The sequence below is a fragment of the Caulobacter sp. FW305-C-30-S16 genome, from assembly GCF_058783025.1.
Genome location: NZ_JBYSYH010000001.1, coordinates 141,545 through 159,348 on the forward strand (window position 1 = coordinate 141,545; position 17,804 = coordinate 159,348).

At 68.6% G+C, this 17,804-nt stretch carries 19 protein-coding genes; 9 read left to right on the forward strand and 10 right to left on the reverse strand.

All coding sequences use genetic code 11. The annotated features are described in order from the left end of the window. Window positions 1–163: 163 nt before the first annotated feature. Window positions 164–295, forward strand: a complete 132-nt coding sequence (locus tag AC3WJT_RS00695; RefSeq protein ID WP_492341139.1) for a hypothetical protein — start codon at window positions 164–166, stop codon at window positions 293–295. 3 nt (window positions 296–298) lie between these two features. On the opposite strand, the gene AC3WJT_RS00700 is transcribed toward AC3WJT_RS00695, so the two are convergent. Continuing rightward, complete coding sequence (locus AC3WJT_RS00700; protein WP_492341140.1) at window positions 299–754, reverse strand: COG3650 family protein; 456 nt, start codon at window positions 752–754, stop codon at window positions 299–301. A gap of 46 nt (window positions 755–800) precedes the next feature. Between AC3WJT_RS00700 and AC3WJT_RS00705 the strand changes: the two genes are divergently transcribed. The 4 genes from AC3WJT_RS00705 (at window position 801) to AC3WJT_RS00720 (ending at window position 4,574) form a co-directional block, all read left to right on the forward strand. Next, the gene (locus tag AC3WJT_RS00705; protein WP_492341141.1) at window positions 801–1,922 is read left to right on the forward strand and encodes a DNA cytosine methyltransferase; all 1,122 of its coding nucleotides are present in this window, start codon (window positions 801–803) and stop codon (window positions 1,920–1,922) included. A 70-nt stretch (window positions 1,923–1,992) separates the two neighbouring features. Continuing rightward, window positions 1,993–2,967 (forward strand): cysteine synthase A, encoded by a 975-nt coding sequence (cysK, locus tag AC3WJT_RS00710; protein ID WP_492341142.1) that lies wholly within the window; start codon window positions 1,993–1,995, stop codon window positions 2,965–2,967. 6 nt (window positions 2,968–2,973) lie between these two features. After that, window positions 2,974–4,170, forward strand: a complete 1,197-nt coding sequence (locus AC3WJT_RS00715) for an FAD-dependent oxidoreductase (protein WP_492341143.1) — start codon at window positions 2,974–2,976, stop codon at window positions 4,168–4,170. Continuing rightward, window positions 4,167–4,574 (forward strand): very short patch repair endonuclease, encoded by a 408-nt coding sequence (locus AC3WJT_RS00720; protein WP_492341144.1) that lies wholly within the window; start codon window positions 4,167–4,169, stop codon window positions 4,572–4,574. The genes AC3WJT_RS00715 and AC3WJT_RS00720 overlap by 4 nt, the downstream gene beginning before the upstream one ends. A 92-nt stretch (window positions 4,575–4,666) precedes the next feature. On the opposite strand, the gene AC3WJT_RS00725 is transcribed toward AC3WJT_RS00720, so the two are convergent. The 5 genes from AC3WJT_RS00725 to AC3WJT_RS00745 all read right to left on the reverse strand — a co-directional run bounded on the left by AC3WJT_RS00725 (window position 4,667) and on the right by AC3WJT_RS00745 (window position 10,514). Further along, entirely contained in the window at window positions 4,667–6,409 is a 1,743-nt protein-coding gene (locus AC3WJT_RS00725) for an ATP-binding protein (RefSeq protein WP_492341145.1), read from the reverse strand. A gap of 81 nt (window positions 6,410–6,490) precedes the next feature. Next, window positions 6,491–6,973 (reverse strand): OsmC family protein, encoded by a 483-nt coding sequence (locus tag AC3WJT_RS00730; RefSeq protein ID WP_492341146.1) that lies wholly within the window; start codon window positions 6,971–6,973, stop codon window positions 6,491–6,493. Window positions 6,974–7,037: 64 nt separating this feature from the next. After that, window positions 7,038–8,201, reverse strand: coding sequence for an acyl-CoA dehydrogenase family protein (locus AC3WJT_RS00735; protein ID WP_492341147.1), 1,164 nt, complete (start codon window positions 8,199–8,201; stop codon window positions 7,038–7,040). Then, window positions 8,201–9,991 carry an acyl-CoA dehydrogenase C-terminal domain-containing protein gene (locus tag AC3WJT_RS00740; protein ID WP_492341148.1) on the reverse strand — a complete coding sequence of 597 codons (1,791 nt, stop codon included), beginning with the start codon at window positions 9,989–9,991 and terminating at the stop codon, window positions 8,201–8,203. The genes AC3WJT_RS00735 and AC3WJT_RS00740 overlap by 1 nt, the downstream gene beginning before the upstream one ends. A gap of 40 nt (window positions 9,992–10,031) precedes the next feature. After that, a complete protein-coding gene (locus AC3WJT_RS00745) occupies window positions 10,032–10,514 on the reverse strand; it encodes a MerR family transcriptional regulator (RefSeq protein WP_492341149.1) in 483 nt (160 codons plus the stop codon). A gap of 132 nt (window positions 10,515–10,646) precedes the next feature. On the opposite strand from AC3WJT_RS00745, the gene AC3WJT_RS00750 reads away from it, so the two are divergent. Continuing rightward, the gene (locus AC3WJT_RS00750; RefSeq protein WP_492341150.1) at window positions 10,647–11,051 is read left to right on the forward strand and encodes a hypothetical protein; all 405 of its coding nucleotides are present in this window, start codon (window positions 10,647–10,649) and stop codon (window positions 11,049–11,051) included. Between the two features lie 37 nt (window positions 11,052–11,088). Further along, the gene (locus AC3WJT_RS00755) at window positions 11,089–11,730 is read left to right on the forward strand and encodes a S24 family peptidase (protein ID WP_492341151.1); all 642 of its coding nucleotides are present in this window, start codon (window positions 11,089–11,091) and stop codon (window positions 11,728–11,730) included. Window positions 11,731–11,786: 56 nt separating this feature from the next. Here AC3WJT_RS00755 and AC3WJT_RS00760 read toward each other — a convergent pair whose 3' ends face one another. Together AC3WJT_RS00760 and AC3WJT_RS00765 are read right to left on the reverse strand one after the other, a co-directional pair. Next, entirely contained in the window at window positions 11,787–12,371 is a 585-nt protein-coding gene (locus AC3WJT_RS00760) for an SH3 domain-containing protein (RefSeq protein ID WP_492341152.1), read from the reverse strand. A gap of 99 nt (window positions 12,372–12,470) precedes the next feature. Next, a complete protein-coding gene (locus tag AC3WJT_RS00765; RefSeq protein ID WP_492341153.1) occupies window positions 12,471–14,156 on the reverse strand; it encodes a lysine--tRNA ligase in 1,686 nt (561 codons plus the stop codon). A 105-nt stretch (window positions 14,157–14,261) separates the two neighbouring features. Here AC3WJT_RS00765 and AC3WJT_RS00770 point away from each other — a divergent pair, with 105 nt between their 5' ends. Further along, window positions 14,262–14,645, forward strand: coding sequence for an MAPEG family protein (locus tag AC3WJT_RS00770; RefSeq protein WP_492341154.1), 384 nt, complete (start codon window positions 14,262–14,264; stop codon window positions 14,643–14,645). A gap of 9 nt (window positions 14,646–14,654) precedes the next feature. On the opposite strand, the gene AC3WJT_RS00775 is transcribed toward AC3WJT_RS00770, so the two are convergent. Then, complete coding sequence (locus AC3WJT_RS00775; RefSeq protein WP_492341155.1) at window positions 14,655–15,926, reverse strand: dicarboxylate/amino acid:cation symporter; 1,272 nt, start codon at window positions 15,924–15,926, stop codon at window positions 14,655–14,657. 108 nt (window positions 15,927–16,034) lie between these two features. On the opposite strand from AC3WJT_RS00775, the gene AC3WJT_RS00780 reads away from it, so the two are divergent. Continuing rightward, window positions 16,035–16,697, forward strand: coding sequence for a GNAT family N-acetyltransferase (locus tag AC3WJT_RS00780; RefSeq protein ID WP_492341156.1), 663 nt, complete (start codon window positions 16,035–16,037; stop codon window positions 16,695–16,697). Here the strand turns inward: AC3WJT_RS00780 and AC3WJT_RS00785 are convergent. Further along, on the reverse strand, window positions 16,681–17,367 hold the full coding sequence (locus AC3WJT_RS00785) for an HAD family hydrolase (protein ID WP_492341157.1): 687 nt from the start codon (window positions 17,365–17,367) through the stop codon (window positions 16,681–16,683). The genes AC3WJT_RS00780 and AC3WJT_RS00785 overlap by 17 nt on opposite strands. Window positions 17,368–17,804 lie beyond the last annotated feature (437 nt).

Below are 17,804 nucleotides of genomic sequence, written 5' to 3' on the forward strand. Positions count from 1 at the left end.
ACGTTGGTCGGGATTGTCTGATCTATGCCTTGCTCTGCTTGGCGCAGCGGCCCCCGGGACCTCCCGGGGGCCGTTCTGCATTGGCCGGAAACCTTTCGGTTCATCGGCGGTTAAGGCTGAAGGCGTAAATGTGTCCCTGTCGCGCCTACAGGAGGACCGACCCATGGCCGTCAAGGCCGCCTTCGCCGCCGCAGCCGCCCTGGCCGTCGCCATCGCGATGCTGATCCCGCTCCCGGACAACCGTTCGGAAGCCCGGACCTCGTCGATCCCGACAATGGAAGTGGGCCGGGGCTAGGTTCTACTGCCCTTCGCGGGGCTGCTCCGCCGTCGGGAAACCACAGCCCTTCAGCGTTTCCGCGCCCCAGACGACCTCGGCCGTGTAGCCGTACTTCAGGTCGCTCATCCCGTCTGAACAGTCGCCCTTCGTCACGGTGACCGTGACCGGCGTCGCGCCCGCCTGGGCGGTCCAGATCGCCTGATTTTCCGTGGCGGCCAGGCCGGCATTGGCGGCGGTCGCCGGCCCCGCGTCCGGGCGGGTCAGGACAATGTCCGTCCCCTTGATGTCCACGCCCCAGAACGGCTCGGTTCCCCGGGCGCTGAAGTCGACCCGGAAGGCAGCGCCGGCGTCCGCAGCCGGGGGCGGCGCCTCGACGGGCGCATCGGCGGGCGGCGCGCTCTCCCCGCCGCCGGGCGCTTCCGGCGCGCAGGCGGCGAGCAACAGGGCGACGGCGGACAGGGTGACGATGCGGCGCACGACGGCTTCTCCTCCACGGGGCCGGAACAGGTTACGCTCGCTTTGCATGAGTCGGAACGCCCCTCTCGGATTCTACGAATTCTTCGCCGGCGGCGGGATGGCCCGACTGGGGCTGGGCGAGGGCTGGTCGTGCCTCTACGCCAACGACTTCGACCCGGTGAAGGCCACGACCTACCGCGCCAACTTCGCCGACGCTGACGAGCACTTCCGCGAGGGCGACGTCTGGCAGGTGAAGCCGTCGGACCTGCCCGGTCGCGCCGATCTCGCCTGGGCTTCCAGCCCCTGCCAGGACTTCAGCCTCGCAGGCAGTCGCAAGGGGCTCGAAGGCGGACGGTCATCGGCTTTCTTCGGCTTCTGGCGGCTGATGCTGGCGCTGAACGCCGAGGGCCGCGCGCCGCGCACGATCGTCATCGAAAACGTCGTCGGCCTGCTCACATCGCACGACGGCGCGGACTTCACCGCCCTCTGCCGCGCCCTGGCGGACCAGGGTTACCGCTTCGGCGCGCTCGAGATCGACGCCGCGCGATTCACGCCCCAAAGCCGCCCGCGCGTGTTCGTGATCGCGACCCGCGACGCCGACCGCGCGCGCGTTGGTCGTTGCGGGTTCCATACCAGAGGCATCGAACAGGCCCGCGCCCGCCTGCCCGCCGAGCTCCGGACGCAGTGGCTCTGGTGGGATCTGCCCGAGCCGCCCGCACGCAACACCGACCTCGCCGCGCTGCTCGACGCAGACAACGAGGTCGCCTGGCGGTCGGAGGCTCAGACCGCCCGCCTGCTCGACCAGATGACGCCCCTCAACCGCGCCCGGCTTCAGACCGACGCGGGGCGCACGGTGGGCGCGGTCTATCGCCGGACCCGCGGGGGCGTGCCCCAGGCCGAGGTGCGGACGGACGGTCTGGCCGGCTGCCTGCGCACCGCGCGCGGCGGCTCGTCGCGGCAGTCCATCGTCGTCGCCGGGAACGGCGAAACACGCTCCCGCCTGGTGACCCCGCGGGAAGGCGCGCGGCTGATGGGGCTGCCCGAGACCTACTGCTTGCCGGCGGGCGGCACGGCGGCGTTTCACGTGCTCGGCGACGGCGTGGCCGTTCCGGTTGTGCGCTGGCTTGCGGCCCATCTGCTGGAACCGCTCATGACCGGCGAGCGCGCCGGCGTCCTCGCCGCAGAATGAACGCTGACAACCCTACCGCGGGGCTATAGTTTTCTCCGCATAAGGGCGCCTGACCTCCGGAGATTTCCCCATGAGCACCTATGACGCCGCCCGCTACAAGCGCGCCGGCCGCGGCAGGATTTTCGACTCCATCCTGGACACTGTCGGCGACACGCCGCTGGTCCGCCTGCCCAACCTGACGGCCGAACTGCAGCCGAAGGCGACGGTGCTGGGCAAGCTCGAGTTCTTCAACCCGATGAACTCGGTCAAGGACCGCATCGGCGTGGCGATGATCGAGTGGCTGGAGGCGCAGGGCCACCTGAAGCCCGGCGGCATGATCGTCGAGCCGACCAGCGGCAACACCGGTATCGCCCTCGCCTTCGTGGCCGCCGCCAAGGGCTACAAGATCACGCTGGTGATGCCCGAGAGCATGTCAATGGAGCGGCGCAAGATGCTGCTGATCCTCGGCGCGCGCCTGGAACTCACGCCGGCCGAGAAAGGCATGCGCGGCGCGGTCGCCCGGGCCCAGGAGATCATCGACGAGCATCCCGGCGCGGTCATGCCGCAGCAGTTCGAGAATGAGGCCAACCCGCTGATCCATCGCGTCTCGACCGCCGAGGAAATCTGGAACGACACGGCCGGATCGGTCGACGCGGTCGTGTCCGGCGTCGGCACCGGCGGGACGATCACCGGCGTCGGCCAGGTGCTGAAGGCGCGCAAGCCGTCGCTGAAGATGGTCGCGGTCGAGCCGGAAGCCTCGCCTGTCCTGTCCGGCGGCGCGCCGGGCGCCCACAAGATCCAGGGCATCGGCGCCGGCTTCGTGCCCGGCATCCTCGATCGCGGCGTGATCGACGACATCGTCAAGGTCAGCAACGACGACGCCATCGCCATGGCCCGCAAGTGCGCGGCGGTGGAAGGCATTCCGGTCGGCATCTCGTCCGGCGCCGCCCTGACCGCCGCCTTCGATCTGGCGTCGCGGCCGGAGTACGCGGGCAAGGTGATCGTCACCATCATCCCCAGCTTCGCCGAACGCTATCTGTCGACCGCCCTGTTCGAAGGGCTGTAGCCGACCGTGAAGGTCGGGGTCGTCGGGTGCGGGGTCGGTGGCATGGGCGCGGCCCTGGCCCTGGCCCGGCGCGGCCATGAGGTCACCTTGCTGGAGGCCTTCACGGCGCCACGCCCGCTCGGCTCGGGTCTGCTGCTGCAGCCCACCGGCCTGAAGGCCCTGACGACGCTGGGGCTGGGCGAGGCGATCCGCGCCGCCGGCGCCCCGATCATGCGGCTCGACGGTCGGGACCTGACCGGCCGCAAGGTGCTGGACGTCAACTACTCGGACTGGCGCAGGGGCGGCCACGGGATCGGCATCCACCGCGCCACCCTGTTCGACGCCCTGCACGCGGCGCTGGCGCCGGCGGGCGTCACGGTCATCACCGGCGCCCGGATCACCCGGGTCGAGGACACCCGCCGCCCCGTCCTTCACGACGACACGGGCCGGGCGCATGGCCCCTTCGACCTGGCGGTCGTGGCCGACGGCTCGGCGTCAGGCCTGCGCCAGGCGCTGAAGCCAGGGTCGCGCGCACGGCCCTATCCCTGGGGCGCGGTCTGGGCCAACGCCCCGGATCCGGACGGGGTGTGGAACGGCGCGCTCAGCCAGATCTACGACCGGGCGGAAGTGATGGTGGGGGTCCTGCCCGTCGGCCGCAGACCCGATAGCGGCGAGCGTCTGGTCAGCCTGTTCTGGTCCCTGCCGGTCGCCGACATGGACGCCTTCTACGGCGGCGACTTCGACGCCTGGAAAACGCGGGCCCGGACCGTCTGGCCGGCGATCGCGCCGCTGCTGGAAACCCTGCCCGACGCGCAGGGGATGGCGCGCGCCGTCTATCGTGACGTCTGGGTCGGCCGCTGGAATGCCGAGGCTACGCTGCTGATCGGCGACGCCGCGCACGGAACCAGCCCCCAGCTCGGCCAGGGCGCCAACCTGGCGCTGGTCGACGCGGTCGAACTGGGCGAGCGCTTCGGCGGGACAACGACCTCGGTGGCGGTCACGGCGGCGGCCTATGAGGCCGACCGGCGGCGGCATGTGATGATCTACCAGTTCGTCTCCTGGGCCATGACGCCGCTGTTCCAGTCGCACGGCGGCTTCTGGGCCGGCGTGCGGCGCTGGCTGTTCACGCCCCTCTCGCGGGCGCCGGGCATCCGTCAGCTGGGCGCGGCGATCCTGACCGGGACCGCCCGACTTGGCCGCTGGCCCGACGCCACCCGGCCGTGACCGACGTCTTCGATCCGGCGAAGCGCTCTGCGGTCATGCGGGCGGTCAAGGGGCGCGACACCGGACCGGAGAAGACGGTCCGCCGTCTGCTCACGGGCCTCGGCGCCCGCTACCGCCTTCACCGAAAGGACCTGCCCGGCAAGCCGGACATCGTCATGGCCGGACGGCGGGTGGCGATCTTCGTCCACGGCTGCTTCTGGCACGGCCATGACTGCGCCCGCGGCGCGCGGGTTCCGAAGGCCAACCGCGACTACTGGCTGGCCAAGGTCGGCCGCAACCGGGCGCGCGACGAGGCCAGCCGCGTGTCTCTCGAGGCCGCCGGCTGGCGCGTCGAGACGATCTGGGAGTGCGACATGAAGGACGAGGCGGGACTTCGGGAGCGGTTGGCCGCGATGCTTGTCTGATGGGGACATGTACCGCAGGTACGTGTCCCCTAATGAGCCATCGCTGCATCTGGATTGGGGGACACGTACCTTTGGTACATGTCCCCGAGGACTCAGGCCGCCCGTCGCGCCGCCTCGGCGCCTGACAGCGCCGCGTCGAGGGCCGCGTAGAGCTGGGCCGGGTCGATCGGCTTGGCGACATGACCGGTCATGCCGGCCGCGCGACAGGCTTCCCAGTCGCGTTCGGTGGCCGAGGCGGTGATCGCGATCACCGGAACGGACTGGTTGGGACCGGCCTCCGCGCGCAGACGGCGCGTCGCCTCCCGCCCGTCCATGTCCGGCATGTAGACGTCCATCAGGACGATATCGAAGACTTCGTGCGCGAGCCGCTCCAGGCCTTCTTCGGCCGAAGCCGCGGTTTCCGGGACGATGCCCAGCGGAGCCAGCACCAGCGCGATCGCCTGACGGTTCACGGCATGGTCGTCGACCACCAGCACCCGCGCCTCGACCGCGTCCGGCGCCTGGGCCTTTGCGGGGGCCTCTGCCGCGGCCAGGGTCATGCAAAGGGTGAACACCGCGCCTTCGCCCGGCGCGCTGGCGGCGGTCAGGTCGCCGCCCATCAGGCGGGCGAGCTCGCGGCTGATGGCGAGGCCAAGACCCGAACCGCCATGCTTGCGGGCCGTACCGGCGTCGAGCTGGTCAAACGGGGTGAACAGGCGGCCAACCTGGTCGGGCGTCATGCCCGGACCGGTGTCGGCCACGGCGACCTGCAGCGCCCAGCCGCCGTCGGCAGCGCGTCGGGCCGACAGACGCAGGGTGATCGACCCCTCGGCGGTGAACTTCAGGGCGTTGGAGATCAGGTTGTTGAGCACCTGGCGGATGCGGGTCGGGTCGCCCTCGACCCATTCCGGCAGGCTGCGGGCGCCCTCAACGCGCAGGCGCAGGCCCTTGCCGCGCGCCTCCGGCCGCCACATGCGCACGGCGTCGCTGACGACCGCCCGCAGGGGGAAGGGCACGCTCTCGACTTCCATCCGGCCGACCTCGATCTTCGACAGGTCGAGCAGGTCATCGAGCAGGCCGCGCATCATCTGGCCGGCGCCCTTGATCAGGCGGGCCTGGGCGCGGCCCTGTCCGGGCGAGGTGCGTTCCAGTTCAGTGGCGCCGGCCAGGATGGCGCTGATCGGCGTGCGCAATTCGTGGCTGATCATCGCCAGATAGGCGGACTTGGCCTCGACGGCCGCCTCGGCCTCGACGCGGCGCCGGTCGGCCTCGTCGTTGGCGCGCATCTGGGCGCGGCGGGCCTCCTCGGTGCTGATCCAGGCCCCCAGGATGTTGAGCATTATCAGGCCGATCGCGATCAGCATGGTGGTCAGCAGCGGACCGGCGACGCGACCGTAGTCGAGCATCGGCATGACGAGCAGGTAGAGACCGTAGGGGGTCGCCGACGCGGCGAACGACAGGCGCGAACCGCGGCTGAGGGCGATCAGGTTGATCATGGCGCTGGCGATCACCGCGACGCCGAGCGCCGGCCCATATCCGGGCACGCTGATCCAGAGGGCGACGGCGAGGCCGCCGAACACCAGCGATCCGGGGAAGAACAGGGCCACCGCGATATTGGCGGCCTCGGCAGGCGTCAGAACCGGTTTGCGGAGGAGACGGGGCGCAGCCCAGGCTTCGAGCAACTGCGTGCCGACATAGGCGGCCGACCAGAACCAGGTCATCCACCAACCGAGGGCGAAGTGCAGCACGCCGCCGACGATGACCGCCGTTGCAAGGCGCATGGCGACATGGCGGCGCCGGGCCCTCGAAGAGGCCAGAATGCCGTACTTGTCCATTACGTCCATGGTTGTCGTCACGCCGTTGTTTCCCCCGACTTCAGGGGAGCATGGGCCCGCTCTCCCTAAGACTCAGTGAAAGAACGCCGCTCTTCGAGGTGGTTAACGGGCGGGGCTGCCCGATTTGGGCGCCTCAACCACCACCTCGGTCTTCACCGAACTGGCGATGAAACAGTCCTCGTGCGCCGCGTGATGCAGGGTGTCGAGCTGTTCCGCCGTCGGCGCGGCGCCCTCGAAACGGATATCCGGACGCAAGGTGACCTTCGTCAGGGCGATCTTGCCCTCGGCGGTCTTGCGCATGACGCCATGGGCCTCGTCACGGTAGGCGGTCACCACCCAGCCGGCCTCGCGCGCTTTGTGCAGAAAGGTCAGCATGTGGCAGTTGCTGAGGGCCGCCACCAGCAGCTCCTCCGGATCAACCGCCTCGGCCACCGACCAGGGCAACGGCACGACGCTGGGCGAGGAGGAGGCCGGGATGGTGATCCCGCCGTCGAAGGCGACGGTGTGGCCGCGCGAGTAGCGCCCGGCGACGAAGTCCTCGCCGGGCTTAAGCGTCCAGTCGATCGTTGCGGTATAGCCGGCCATTATTCGGGTCTCGGAAAACAGGCGGCTTCCAGCTTGGCGCCGTCCGGGTCGAGAATGAAGGCCCTCAGAGCGTCCGGGCGATCAGCACCTTCATGATCTCGTTGGTGCCGCCGTAGATCCGCTGCACGCGGCTGTCGCGGTACATCCGCGCGATCGGGTACTCCGACATATAGCCGAAGCCGCCGTAGAGCTGCAGACAGCGGTCGATGATCTTGTTCTCGAGATCGGTGACCCAGTACTTCGCCATCGAGGCCGTCGAGGCGTCCAGCTTGCCCTTCAGGTGCTGCTCGATGCAGTGGTCGACGAAGACCCGGGCGATGGTCGCCTCGGTCTTGCACTCCGCCAGCACGAACTGGGTGTTCTGGAAGTCGATGACCTTCTTGCCGAAGGCGCCGCGCTGCTTGACGTAGTCGATGGTCAGCTCCAGCGCCCGCTCGATCGTGGCGATGCCCTGGATGGCGATGTTCAGCCGCTCCTGCGGCAGCTGGCCCATCAGCTGGAAGAAGCCGTGGCCTTCACCCTCGCCCAGCAGATTGGCGACCGGCACCCGCACGTCGTTGAAGAACAGCTCCGACGTATCGGCCGCCTCCATGCCCAGCTTGTCGAGGTTGCGACCCCGCTCGAAGCCCGGCGCATTGTCGGTCTCGACCACCAGCAGCGAGGTGCCGCGGGCGCCCTGGGTCGGGTCGGTCTTGCAGACCACGATGATCAGGTTGGCCGTCTGCCCGTTGGTGATGAAGGTCTTCGAGCCGTTGATGACGTACGAGTCGCCGTCCAGCTTCGCCGTCGTCTTGATGCCCTGGAGGTCGGATCCGGCGCCGGGCTCGGTCATGGCGATGGCGCTGATCAGTTCGCAGGTCGCCATCTTCGGCAGCCAGCGCTGCTTCTGCGCCTCGGTGCCGTAGTTGAGGAAGTAGTGGGCGACGATGGCGTTGTGCAGCGACAGGCCGAAGCCGTCGACGCCCTTGGCGCCCAGCTGTTCCATGAGGATCACTTCATGGCGGTAGTCGCCGCCCATGCCGCCGTATTCCTCCGGAATCGACAGGCAGGAGAGGCCCGCCTCGGCGGACTCGGTCCAGAAGGCGCGTTCGACCACGCCGGCCTCGCGCCATTGGGCCACGCGCGACTCCGGAGCCTTCTCGTCGAAGAACCGGGCGACCGAGTCGTTGAAGATGACGAGTTCTTCCTCGGCGAGCGAGGGCGTGCGGTCGAGATTGAGAACGCCCATCAGAAGGCCTCCGCGGGAATGGACATCATGTTGGCCGAGCCGGCCTTGAGTTTGGTCAGGTGCGCGCCCGCGTCCGGCAGGATGCGTTCGAGGAAGTACTGACCGACGGATACCTTGCTGGCGTAGAAGGGATCAGTGCTCCCCGCGGCGATCTTCGCCAGCGAGACCTTGGCCATCAGCGCCCACATGTAGGCGAGGCCCGTAATGCCGAAGAGGTGCATGTAGTCGGTCGAGGCTGCGCCGGCGTTGTCGGGGTTCTGCAGGCCGTTCTGCATCAGCCACATGGTGCCGTCCTGCAGCTGCGCCTTGGACGAGGCCAGGCCATCGAGGAACGGCTTCAGCTTCGGATCGGCAGCGTTCTCTTCAACGAAGGCGTCGATCTCGGCGAAGAAGCTCATCACCGCCCGGCCGCCGTTGGCGGCCAGCTTGCGGCCGACGAGGTCCAGGGCCTGGACGCCGTTGGTGCCCTCATAGATCAGGGCGATGCGGCAATCGCGCAGGTACTGGCTGGCCGGGAAATGCTCGGTGAAACCGCTGCCGCCGTGCACCTGCATGCCGTCGACACAGGCCTTGAAGCCCTTGTCGGTCAGGTAGCCTTTCAGCACCGGGGTCAGCAGACCCATGTAGTCGTTGGCCTTCTGGCGCACCGCCTCGTCGGCGTGGGCATGAGCCAGATCCCCGTGCAGGGCGGTCCAGAACAGGAAGGCGCGCCCGCCCTCGATGACCGCGCGGCTGTCGAGCAGCATGCGGCGGACGTCGGGATGGACGATGATCGGATCGGCCGGACCGTCCGGGTTCTTCGGCCCGGTGAGGGAGCGACCCTGCAGCCGGTCCTTGGCGAAGTCGCGCGCCGCCTGATAGGCCGCCTCGCCTTGGGCGACACCCTGCAGGCCGACGCCGATGCGCGCCTCGTTCATCATCACGAACATGATGCGCAGGCCGCTGTTCTCTTCGCCGATCAGATAGCCCTCGGCGTCCTCGTACTGCATCACGCAGGTGGCGTTGCCGTGGATGCCCATCTTCTCCTCGAGGCCGACGCATTTGACGCCCTCGTTGCGCGGACCGACCGACCCGTCGGGATTGGGCAGGTGCTTGGGCACGATGAACAGGCTGATGCCCTTCACCCCGGCCGGAGCGCCCTCGATGCGCGCCAGCACCAGGTGGACGATGTTGTCCGCCATGTCGTGCTCGCCGGCGCTGATCCAGATCTTCTGGCCCGTGATGCGATAGCTGCCGTCCGCCTGGGGAACCGCCTTGGTGCGCAGCAGGCCCAGATCCGTGCCGCAGTGCGGCTCGGTCAGGTTCATGGTGCCGGTCCATTCGCCGGAGACCATCTTGGGCAGATAGGTCTCCTTCTGGACGTCGCTGCCGCCGGTGTGGATGGCCGAATAGGCTCCGTGCGCCAGGCCCGGATACATCGAGAAGGCCATGTTGGCCGAGCTCGACATCTCGCTGAACGACAGGTTCACGACATGCGGCAGGCCCTGGCCGCCATAGGCCGGATCAGAGCCCAGGCCCGTCCAGCCGCCGGCGCAGAGCTGCTTGTAGGCTTCCTTGAACCCCGCGGGCGTCCTGACGGTGAAGTCGGGACTCCACTGGCAGCCCTGCTTGTCCCCGACCGAATTCAGCGGGGCCAGGACTTCGCCAGTGAACCTGGCCGCCTCCTCGATGATCTGCTCGACGACATCCATGGAGGCGTCGGCGAAGGCCGGAAGATCGGCGTATCGGTCGATCTCCAGCACATCGCGCAGGAGGAACACGTGTTCGCGAGCCGGCGGCTGATAAGCCATGGGCGCTCCGTTGGATCGGGGTTCTGGTCAGGCCGTCAGGCTATTTGGCGCCGAGCATTTCGCCGTGGCCGTCGAGACGGGCGCGCAGCATCTGGTCGTAGTCCGCGGCCTTGGGCAGCAGGTCCGGGCGCTTTTCCGCCAGGTGCTTTTCGATCCGGTCGCAGGCGGCCCGCAGTTCGTTGATCGCGCCTTCGATGTCTTCCCGCTGTTGCTCGAGGTCGACGATCTTCTCCTTGAATTTCTTCAGGGAGTGGGCGTTCTGCTGCATGGCCTCGTCATGCTCGCCGTAGAGCTCGAGGATCTCGCGGATTTCCTGCAGGGACAGGCCCACGCGCTTGCCGCGCAGGATCAGGATCAGCCGGGCGCGGTCCTTGTAGGAATAGACCCGGTTCATCCCGTCGCGGGCGGGCGTCAGCAGGCCCTTGTCCTCGTAGAAGCGCAGCGCGCGAGGCGTGGCTTTGAACTCGGTGCAGAGCTGACGGATGGTGAAAGTACGCTCAGGACGACGCAGTTCGGTTGGCATGTTTTCCTCCCGTGCCACCATTTTTGTTTTGCCAAGGCGTATATGCCCTTTACGTCAACGTCAACAGTCGCGTTTGCGTGACGATTACTATTGATTGTATTTATCTCTCTACTCTCGCATTGTTCGCGGGTCATGAGCCACTGGGCCTTTCTCGCACTGCTCGGCGTCGCGACCGTCGGCGCGGCGCTGCGCGGAGGGTCTGTCGAGCGCCGTGGCGCGGCCCTCTTTTGCTCGGCCTGGCTGGTCTGGCTGGCGGCGGGCTGGATCTCGGGCGAAGCAGCGCCCGGCGTCTGGATGCTGGTGATCGATGCGACCGTGCTGTTCGCGCTGATCGGGCTGGTCTGGCGGTCGCCCAGACCCTGGCCGGTCTATGCCAGCGGCCTGCAGTTGCTGGTCGTGACCGGAGATATCGCGCCCTGGGTCCGCCCGGATCTGGATGCGGACCAGCATCTGGTCCTGCTGGCGAGCCTGCGCTTCGCCGTGATCGGCGCCTTCGCCATCGGCGCCTGGGCTCCGCCGAAGTGGCCGCGAAAATAGATTTACTTTCCTATTCGAAGGATTATTTTCCTTACCCATGCGCCCATCCCATTCCCAGATCTGGCATGCGATCGACCTTCTGGCCTCGCGGTTCGACATGACCGCCTCGGCGCTGGCGAAGCTGGCCGGGCTGGACCCGACCAGCTTCAACCGGTCCAAGCGGGTGTCCAGCGACGCGGAAGCACGTCCGCGGTGGCCGTCGACCGAGAGCCTGTCGAAGGTGCTCGAGGCGACGGGCGTCTCCTTCGCCGAGTTCGCGGCCCTGGCCGAGGGAAGCAGTCCCGCGACCGTGCGCGGCGTGCCGCTGATCGGCTTCGCCCAGGCCGGCGACGACGGCTTTTTCGATGACGCCGGTTTCCCCGTTGGCCAGGGCTGGGACGAGATCGACTTTCCCGGCCTCGCCCGCGAAGGGGTCTATGCGCTGGAGATCAGCGGCGACTCCATGGCGCCGGTTTATCGCGAGGGCGACCGCATCGTCGTCGACCCCGCCGGCTCCGAGCCGCGGCGCGGCGACCGGGTGGTGGTCAAGACGGTCGCGGGCGAGGTCCTGGCCAAGGAAGTCGCCCGCATCTCGGCGCGCGCGATCGAGCTGAAATCGCTCAATCCGGACTATCCCGGCCGGACCCTCGAACGGAAGGACGTCGCCTGGATCGCCCGCATCCTCTGGGCCAGCCAGTAACGCCGAAGGGCCGGCTCCCGAAGGAACCGGCCCCGATTGTCGGACGTCCGCGGGCTCTAGTAGCCGTAGGCCGTGCGCTGGTAGCCCGTGGGCATGACGTAGGCGCGGGCGACATAGCCGATGCCGACCCCGTTGCGGCCGACCAGAACCCAGCGACCGCCGTGGGTCGTGGCCATGGCCTGGAAGCGTTCACCCGGCTGCAGCATGCCGACCGAACGGGCGCCCGTGGTCGGGGCGGCGCGCAGGTTCACCCGCGTGGTCGCCGCGAACTGGCCGCCGGCGCGCTCGAAGCGGGCGGGCTGGACATAGCCGGCCAGGGTGCGGCCGCCCGACTGGTAGGTTCCAGCCGCGTAGGCTTCCTTCGTCTGGGCGCTGCAACCGATGTAGGAGCCGGCGGCCGCGCCGGCGACCGCGCCGACCGCCGTGCCGAGCCCGCGCTCGTTGCTGGAAACTTTCGAACCGATCAGGCCGCCGACCAGCGCGCCGATGATGGCGCCTTTTTCCTGCTTCTGGCCGCTGGCGGCGCAGTCAGTCACGCCGTTCGACGCGGCGTGGGCGGCCACCGGCGCGGCGCCCATGGCGGCGGCGACGGACAGGGCCAGGGCAGCCGTGGTGATCTTGGCGTTCAGGGTCTTGGTCATAACAGGTCTCCTCGAAACTCAGCGGGCGTCGCCCGTCTGTGAGGAGGAGATTGCCCCGCCGCGTCTGAACGGGATCGGGGCGGGCCTGTCAGGTTCTGTTCAGGCGGCCAGAAGCTTTCCGGCGAGGCCGTCCTCGATCAGTTGGATGGTCTTGTCGAGGCCGAAGATGGCCGCGAACGAGCCGAACCGAGGGCCCTGGGTCTGGCCCAGCAGCACCTCGTAGAGCCCCTGGAACCACAGGCGCAGCGGATCGAAGCCGTGCGCCTTGCCGGCCTCGTAGACCTCGAACTGGATCTGCTCGGCGTCCTGGCAGCCGGACGGCAGGGCGCGGAACCGGGCCAGCAGGTCCTGCATCGCCGCCCGCTCCTGATCGGTGGCCGCACGGAAGGATTTCGTCGGAGCGACGAAGTCCTCGTAGTAGTTCATCGCATAGCCGACGAGGCGGTCGAGCAGCGGCTGCGTTTCCGGCGTCGCGCCCGGGATGTAGCGGGTCAGGAAGCCCCACAGGACCTCGCGGTCGGAGGCGTTGCCGGCCGAGACGAGATTCAGCATCAGCGAGAAGCTGACCGGCGAGCCGCTTTCGGGCGGCTTGCCCATGTGCACGTGCCAGGCGGGGTTGTTGAGGTCGACCGCGTTGGCGCCCTCCTCCCGCTTGCGGTTGAACGCGTCCAGCTGCTGAAGGTACTCGTCCGTCGCCTTGGGGATGACGTCGAAATAGAGCTTCTTCGCCGACTTGGGCGACTGGAACATGTAGTAGGCGAGGCTCTCGGGCGCGCCGTAGCGCAGCCACTCCTCCATGGTCAGGCCGTTGCCCTTGGTCTTGGAGATCTTGTGGTTGTGCTCGTCCATGAAGAGTTCGTAGTTGAACCCCTCGGGCGGAACGCCGCCGAGCACCTTGCAGACCTGATTGGACAGCCGGACGCTGTCGACGAGGTCCTTGCCGCTCATCTCATAGTCGACGCCCAGCGCGACCCAGCGCATGGCCCAGTCGGGCCGCCACTGCATCTTCACGCCGCCGCCGGTGACCGGAACCTCGGTCAGTTCGCCGTCCTCGTCGCGGAACACGATCGTGCCGCGGTCGACGTGGCGCTCCAGAGTCGGCGCCTGCAGCACCTTGCCGGTCTTCGGGCTGATCGGCAGGAACGGCGAATAGGTCGCGCGGCGCTCCTCGCCGAGCGACGGCAGCATGATCTTCTGGATCGCGTCGAACCGGGCCAGGGCCGTCAACAGCGTCGCGTCGAACCGACCGCCGCGATAGCAGTCGGTCGAGGAGACGAACTCGTACTCGAAGCCGAAGCCGTCGAGGAAGGCGCGCAGGCGGGCGTTGTTGTGGTGGCCGAAGCTCTCGTACTCGCCGTACGGGTCGCGGACCACGGTCAGCGGCTTGTCCAGGTCCGGCACCATGACCTCGCCGTTCGGCACGTTCGGCGGGATCTTGCGCAGGCCGTCCATGTCGTCGCTGAAGCTGATCAGGCGCGTCGGCAGGGCGTCGTCGGTCAGGGCGCGGAAGGCCATCCGCACCATGGTTGTGCGGGCCACCTCGCCGAAGGTGCCCATGTGCGGCAGGCCGGACGGGCCGTAGCCGGTCTCCAGCACCACCGGGCGCTGCAGGGCTTCGAAGGTCTTGAACGCCTCGTCGGCCTTGCCGGAATTGATCAGGACGGAGGCGAGGTCGCGCTCGGCGTCATCGAGCCGCACGCGCAGCACGCGCGCCAGCAGGTTGCGCGCCTGCTCGAACGGCCAAGCCTTGGCGTCGCGGGCGGTATGGGAAAGGCCTTCAAACATGGGGCCGGTTTGTAGGGACAATGGGCGCGCGGTCAAGGAACGTGCATTTTCTTCGGCAACGGTTCAGTCTCGCCATGTCGCAAGAACCTGGGGAGGGACCACGACATGGATCTGCCGATTACGTCCGCGCTGGCCGGCTTCGCCGCCATCTTTCTGGTCATGCTGAGCCTGCCGGTCGCCCTGCGGCGGCGCGCCACCAAACTGAGCGCCGGCGACGGCGGCGATGAGGCCTTCAACCGGAAGATCCGCGCCCAGGCCAACTACATCGAGTATGTGCCGCTGGCGATCATCGCCATCGGCCTGGTCGAGATGAACGGCGGTTCGCAGGCGATGGTCTGCGGCCTGGCCGCGACCCTGGCCGCCGCGCGGCTGCTGCACGCCTTCGGCCTGTGGACCAACGTCCTGATCGGCCGGGCGCTGGGCGCCATGCTGACCTTCGGCGTGCTGCTCGTGGCCGGCGGCGTGCTGCTCTACGGCCAGCTGGTCTAGTCGCCGCGCCTAGGCCGGCGCCGAGGCGGGATCGGCGATTTCGACCTCGTCTCCCGGACGGTGCAGCGCGGCGGTGACTCCAAGGTCGCCGGTGACGTTGCCGATGGTGCGGAAGATGTCCGGCACGACCTCGACCGCCAGCAGGATCGGCAGCAGATCGATCGGCAGACCGAGCGCGATGCAGATCGGCGCGACACTGGCGAAGAACGAGATCTGGCCGGGCAGGCCCACCGACCCGACGCTGATGGCGAAGGCCACGGCGACGGCGGCCAGCATCTGCGGCAGACCGGGCTGGATGCCGTAGATGTGGGCGATGAAGTAGCAGACCGCCAGATTGGCCACCGGGCTCGTCAGGCGGAACACCGCCACGGCGAGCGGCAGCACCAGGCCGCTGACCCGCGGCGGGATGCGCAGGTCATCCTGCGCCCGCTCGAGCATCGCCGGCAGGCAGGCCAGCGATGACTGGGTGCTGAAGGCCAGCACCTGGACCGGCATGGCCGCCCGGGCGAAGTCCGCCAGCGGCACGGTCCGGCGCAGGGCGACCAGGATGTAGGGGACGACGGCGATCCCGGCGGTCACCAGCGAGACCACCGCGACGTACTGCAGAAGCGCGCCCGCCGCGCCCAGCCCGGCTCGCAGGCCCACGCCCAGCGACAGGGCGAAGACGCCGACAGGCGCCGCCCACAGCACCCAGCGGACGATGATGATCATGGTGTCGGCCACCGCGCCGAAGACCGACAGCAGCGAGGCCTTGCGGGTCGCCTCGAGCCGCGTGGCGGCGAAGCCGAAGAACACGCCGAACACAACCAGCGGCAGGATGGCGTCCTCGGCGGCGGCCTTGATCGGGTTGGACGGGGCGATTGACTTCAGCCAGTCGGCGAGACCCGGCGCGACAACGCTGGCGAGGTCCGCGCCGCCGGCGCCCGCGCGCAGGGCCGCGGCGCCGGCGGGATTGACCGGCCAGAGCGCCAGCAAACCCTGGGTCGCCAGGGTGCTGTAGACGGCGGCGACCACCAGCAGGATCGAGAACATCCCGATGGCGCGGGCGGCGAGCTTGCCAGTGGCGGCCGCATCGGCCACCGAGGCGATGCCGGTGACCAGCAGGCAGAACACGAGCGGCACGATGGTCATCCGCAGCAGATTGAGCCATAGCCCGCCGATAGCCTCGACCCCGCCCGCCGCGGCGGTCAGGGAGGCGTTGCCCAGGGCGTTGCAGGCGGCGCCCGCCGCCAGACCCAGAATCAGGGCCACAAGCACGCGTGCGGCCAGGGAACGGAACATGTGGCTTCTCCGGTTGCGCCGACCGCGATCCTAGAAGGTCGCCCGGGCTTTGGAAGAGCGCACCGCGGCGATTGCGAACCGCCTTCGCCTCGCACTAGGCTGGTCGCCATGCAAACTGCGCCTGACCTGCCCCGCCCGCCCCTCGACGACGAGACGATCACCGGTCGCACGGTCGATCTGGAACTGGCCGACCTGCTGTCGCACGGGCAGGACCTGTGGGACGCCATCGGCGCGCGCGATGAGCTGTGGGGCGGGATCCCGTCAGGACCTTTTGCGACGCAGAATGACTTCCTCAACTGGCTGTCGGACCGGATCGGTCGCGGCGACCAGCGCGCCTATGCGATCATCGACAAGGCGGGCGGCGGGCGGGTCGCGGCGGGGCTGTTCTTCCTGCTGCAGGTCAAGCCGGACATGGGCACGGCCGAGATCGGGCTGGTCTACGGTCCCGGCCTGAGCCGCACGGTCGGCGGCACCGAGGCGGTCTACCGGCTGGCGCAGTATGTCCTGGAGACGGGCGGTTATCGCCGGCTGGAGTGGCGCTGCGGACCGGACAATCCCGCCTCGATGCGCGCGGCGGAACGCTACGGCTTCACCTACGAAGGCACGATGCGCCAGACCTACTGGCTGAAGGGCCACAACTGGGACACGCGGATCTATTCGATCCTCGACAGCGAATGGCCGCCGATCGGCGCAAGGTTCGAGGCGTGGCTGGCGCCGGAGAACTTCGACGGCGACGGCCGGCAGATTCGGGGGCTCAGCGAAATTCGCTGAAGGCTGAAAACAGGCTCGCCGCTTCATCCCAGTCCGCCACCACCCGCTCCGCCCCCGCTTCAACCAGGCGCGCGGACGCGGTCGCATCCATGTGGCCGCCACCGGCGAAGCCCCAGACAGAGATGCCGGCCGCTCGGGCGGAACGGACGCCGTTGACGCTGTCCTCGATGGCCAGGCAGCGATCCGGCGCGACGCCCAACGCGGCGGCGGCATGCAAGAAGATATCAGGGTGCGGCTTGGCGCGAGCCACCAGGTCCGCCGAATAGACGTGGGGGTCGAACGCGTCGAGCAGTCCGGTCAGCCGCAGCTTCTCACGCAGGAAGGCGGCGCCGGATGAGCTGGCCACGGCCCTGGGCAGGCCCAGCGCCGCCACGGCGACGCCGCAGCCCGTAACCTCGACAAGTCGTGTCTGGCAGGCGTCCCAGCGCTGGCCGTGCGCGCGGTGCAGGAAGTCTTCGGGAAGCGGACGGCCTGTCCGCGCCAGGCAGTCCTGCTCGAGCGCCTCGCGGAAGGCCGCGTCGTTCAGGCCGAGGAACCGGTGGCGATACTCGTCGGGCGGATAGATCAGGCCGCAGTCCGCCAGCAGGACGATCTCGACCTCGATGGCGAGGATCTCGGAGTCCACCAGGACTCCGTCACAGTCGAAGATCACGGCGGCGGGCGAATGCATGGCCACGCATAGCAAAAGGGCCTCCCGATCCGGAAGGCCTTTGGCATTCAACTCTGGTTTCGCAGTGTGGGTCCGCGGGACTCCGCCGGGCCGACCTCGGGGGAGGACGTCAGGCCCGGCGGGGTTGCGCGGCGCGGATCACAGGCTAGCGACGTTGACGACGCCCGAGGTGGCGGCGGCGAGAATGATGATCAGCGGCAGAACGGCGAGGGCCAGGCTGGCGAGCATGCTGAACTTGTGAACGGACTGGGTCGACATGTTTAAATCCCCTTGGATCATTGTGGCCGCGGGAAGTCCGCGTCCGGTGATCAGGGGTATAGGCAAGTGTTCGTCGCAACACCCGTTAAGTATGGGTCATGACTTCGATTTAAGCTTATGACCGGATTGTAAGGTGGTTACTTGGATGTAATATCGGGAGCGGGGCAGCAGGCAGGGAG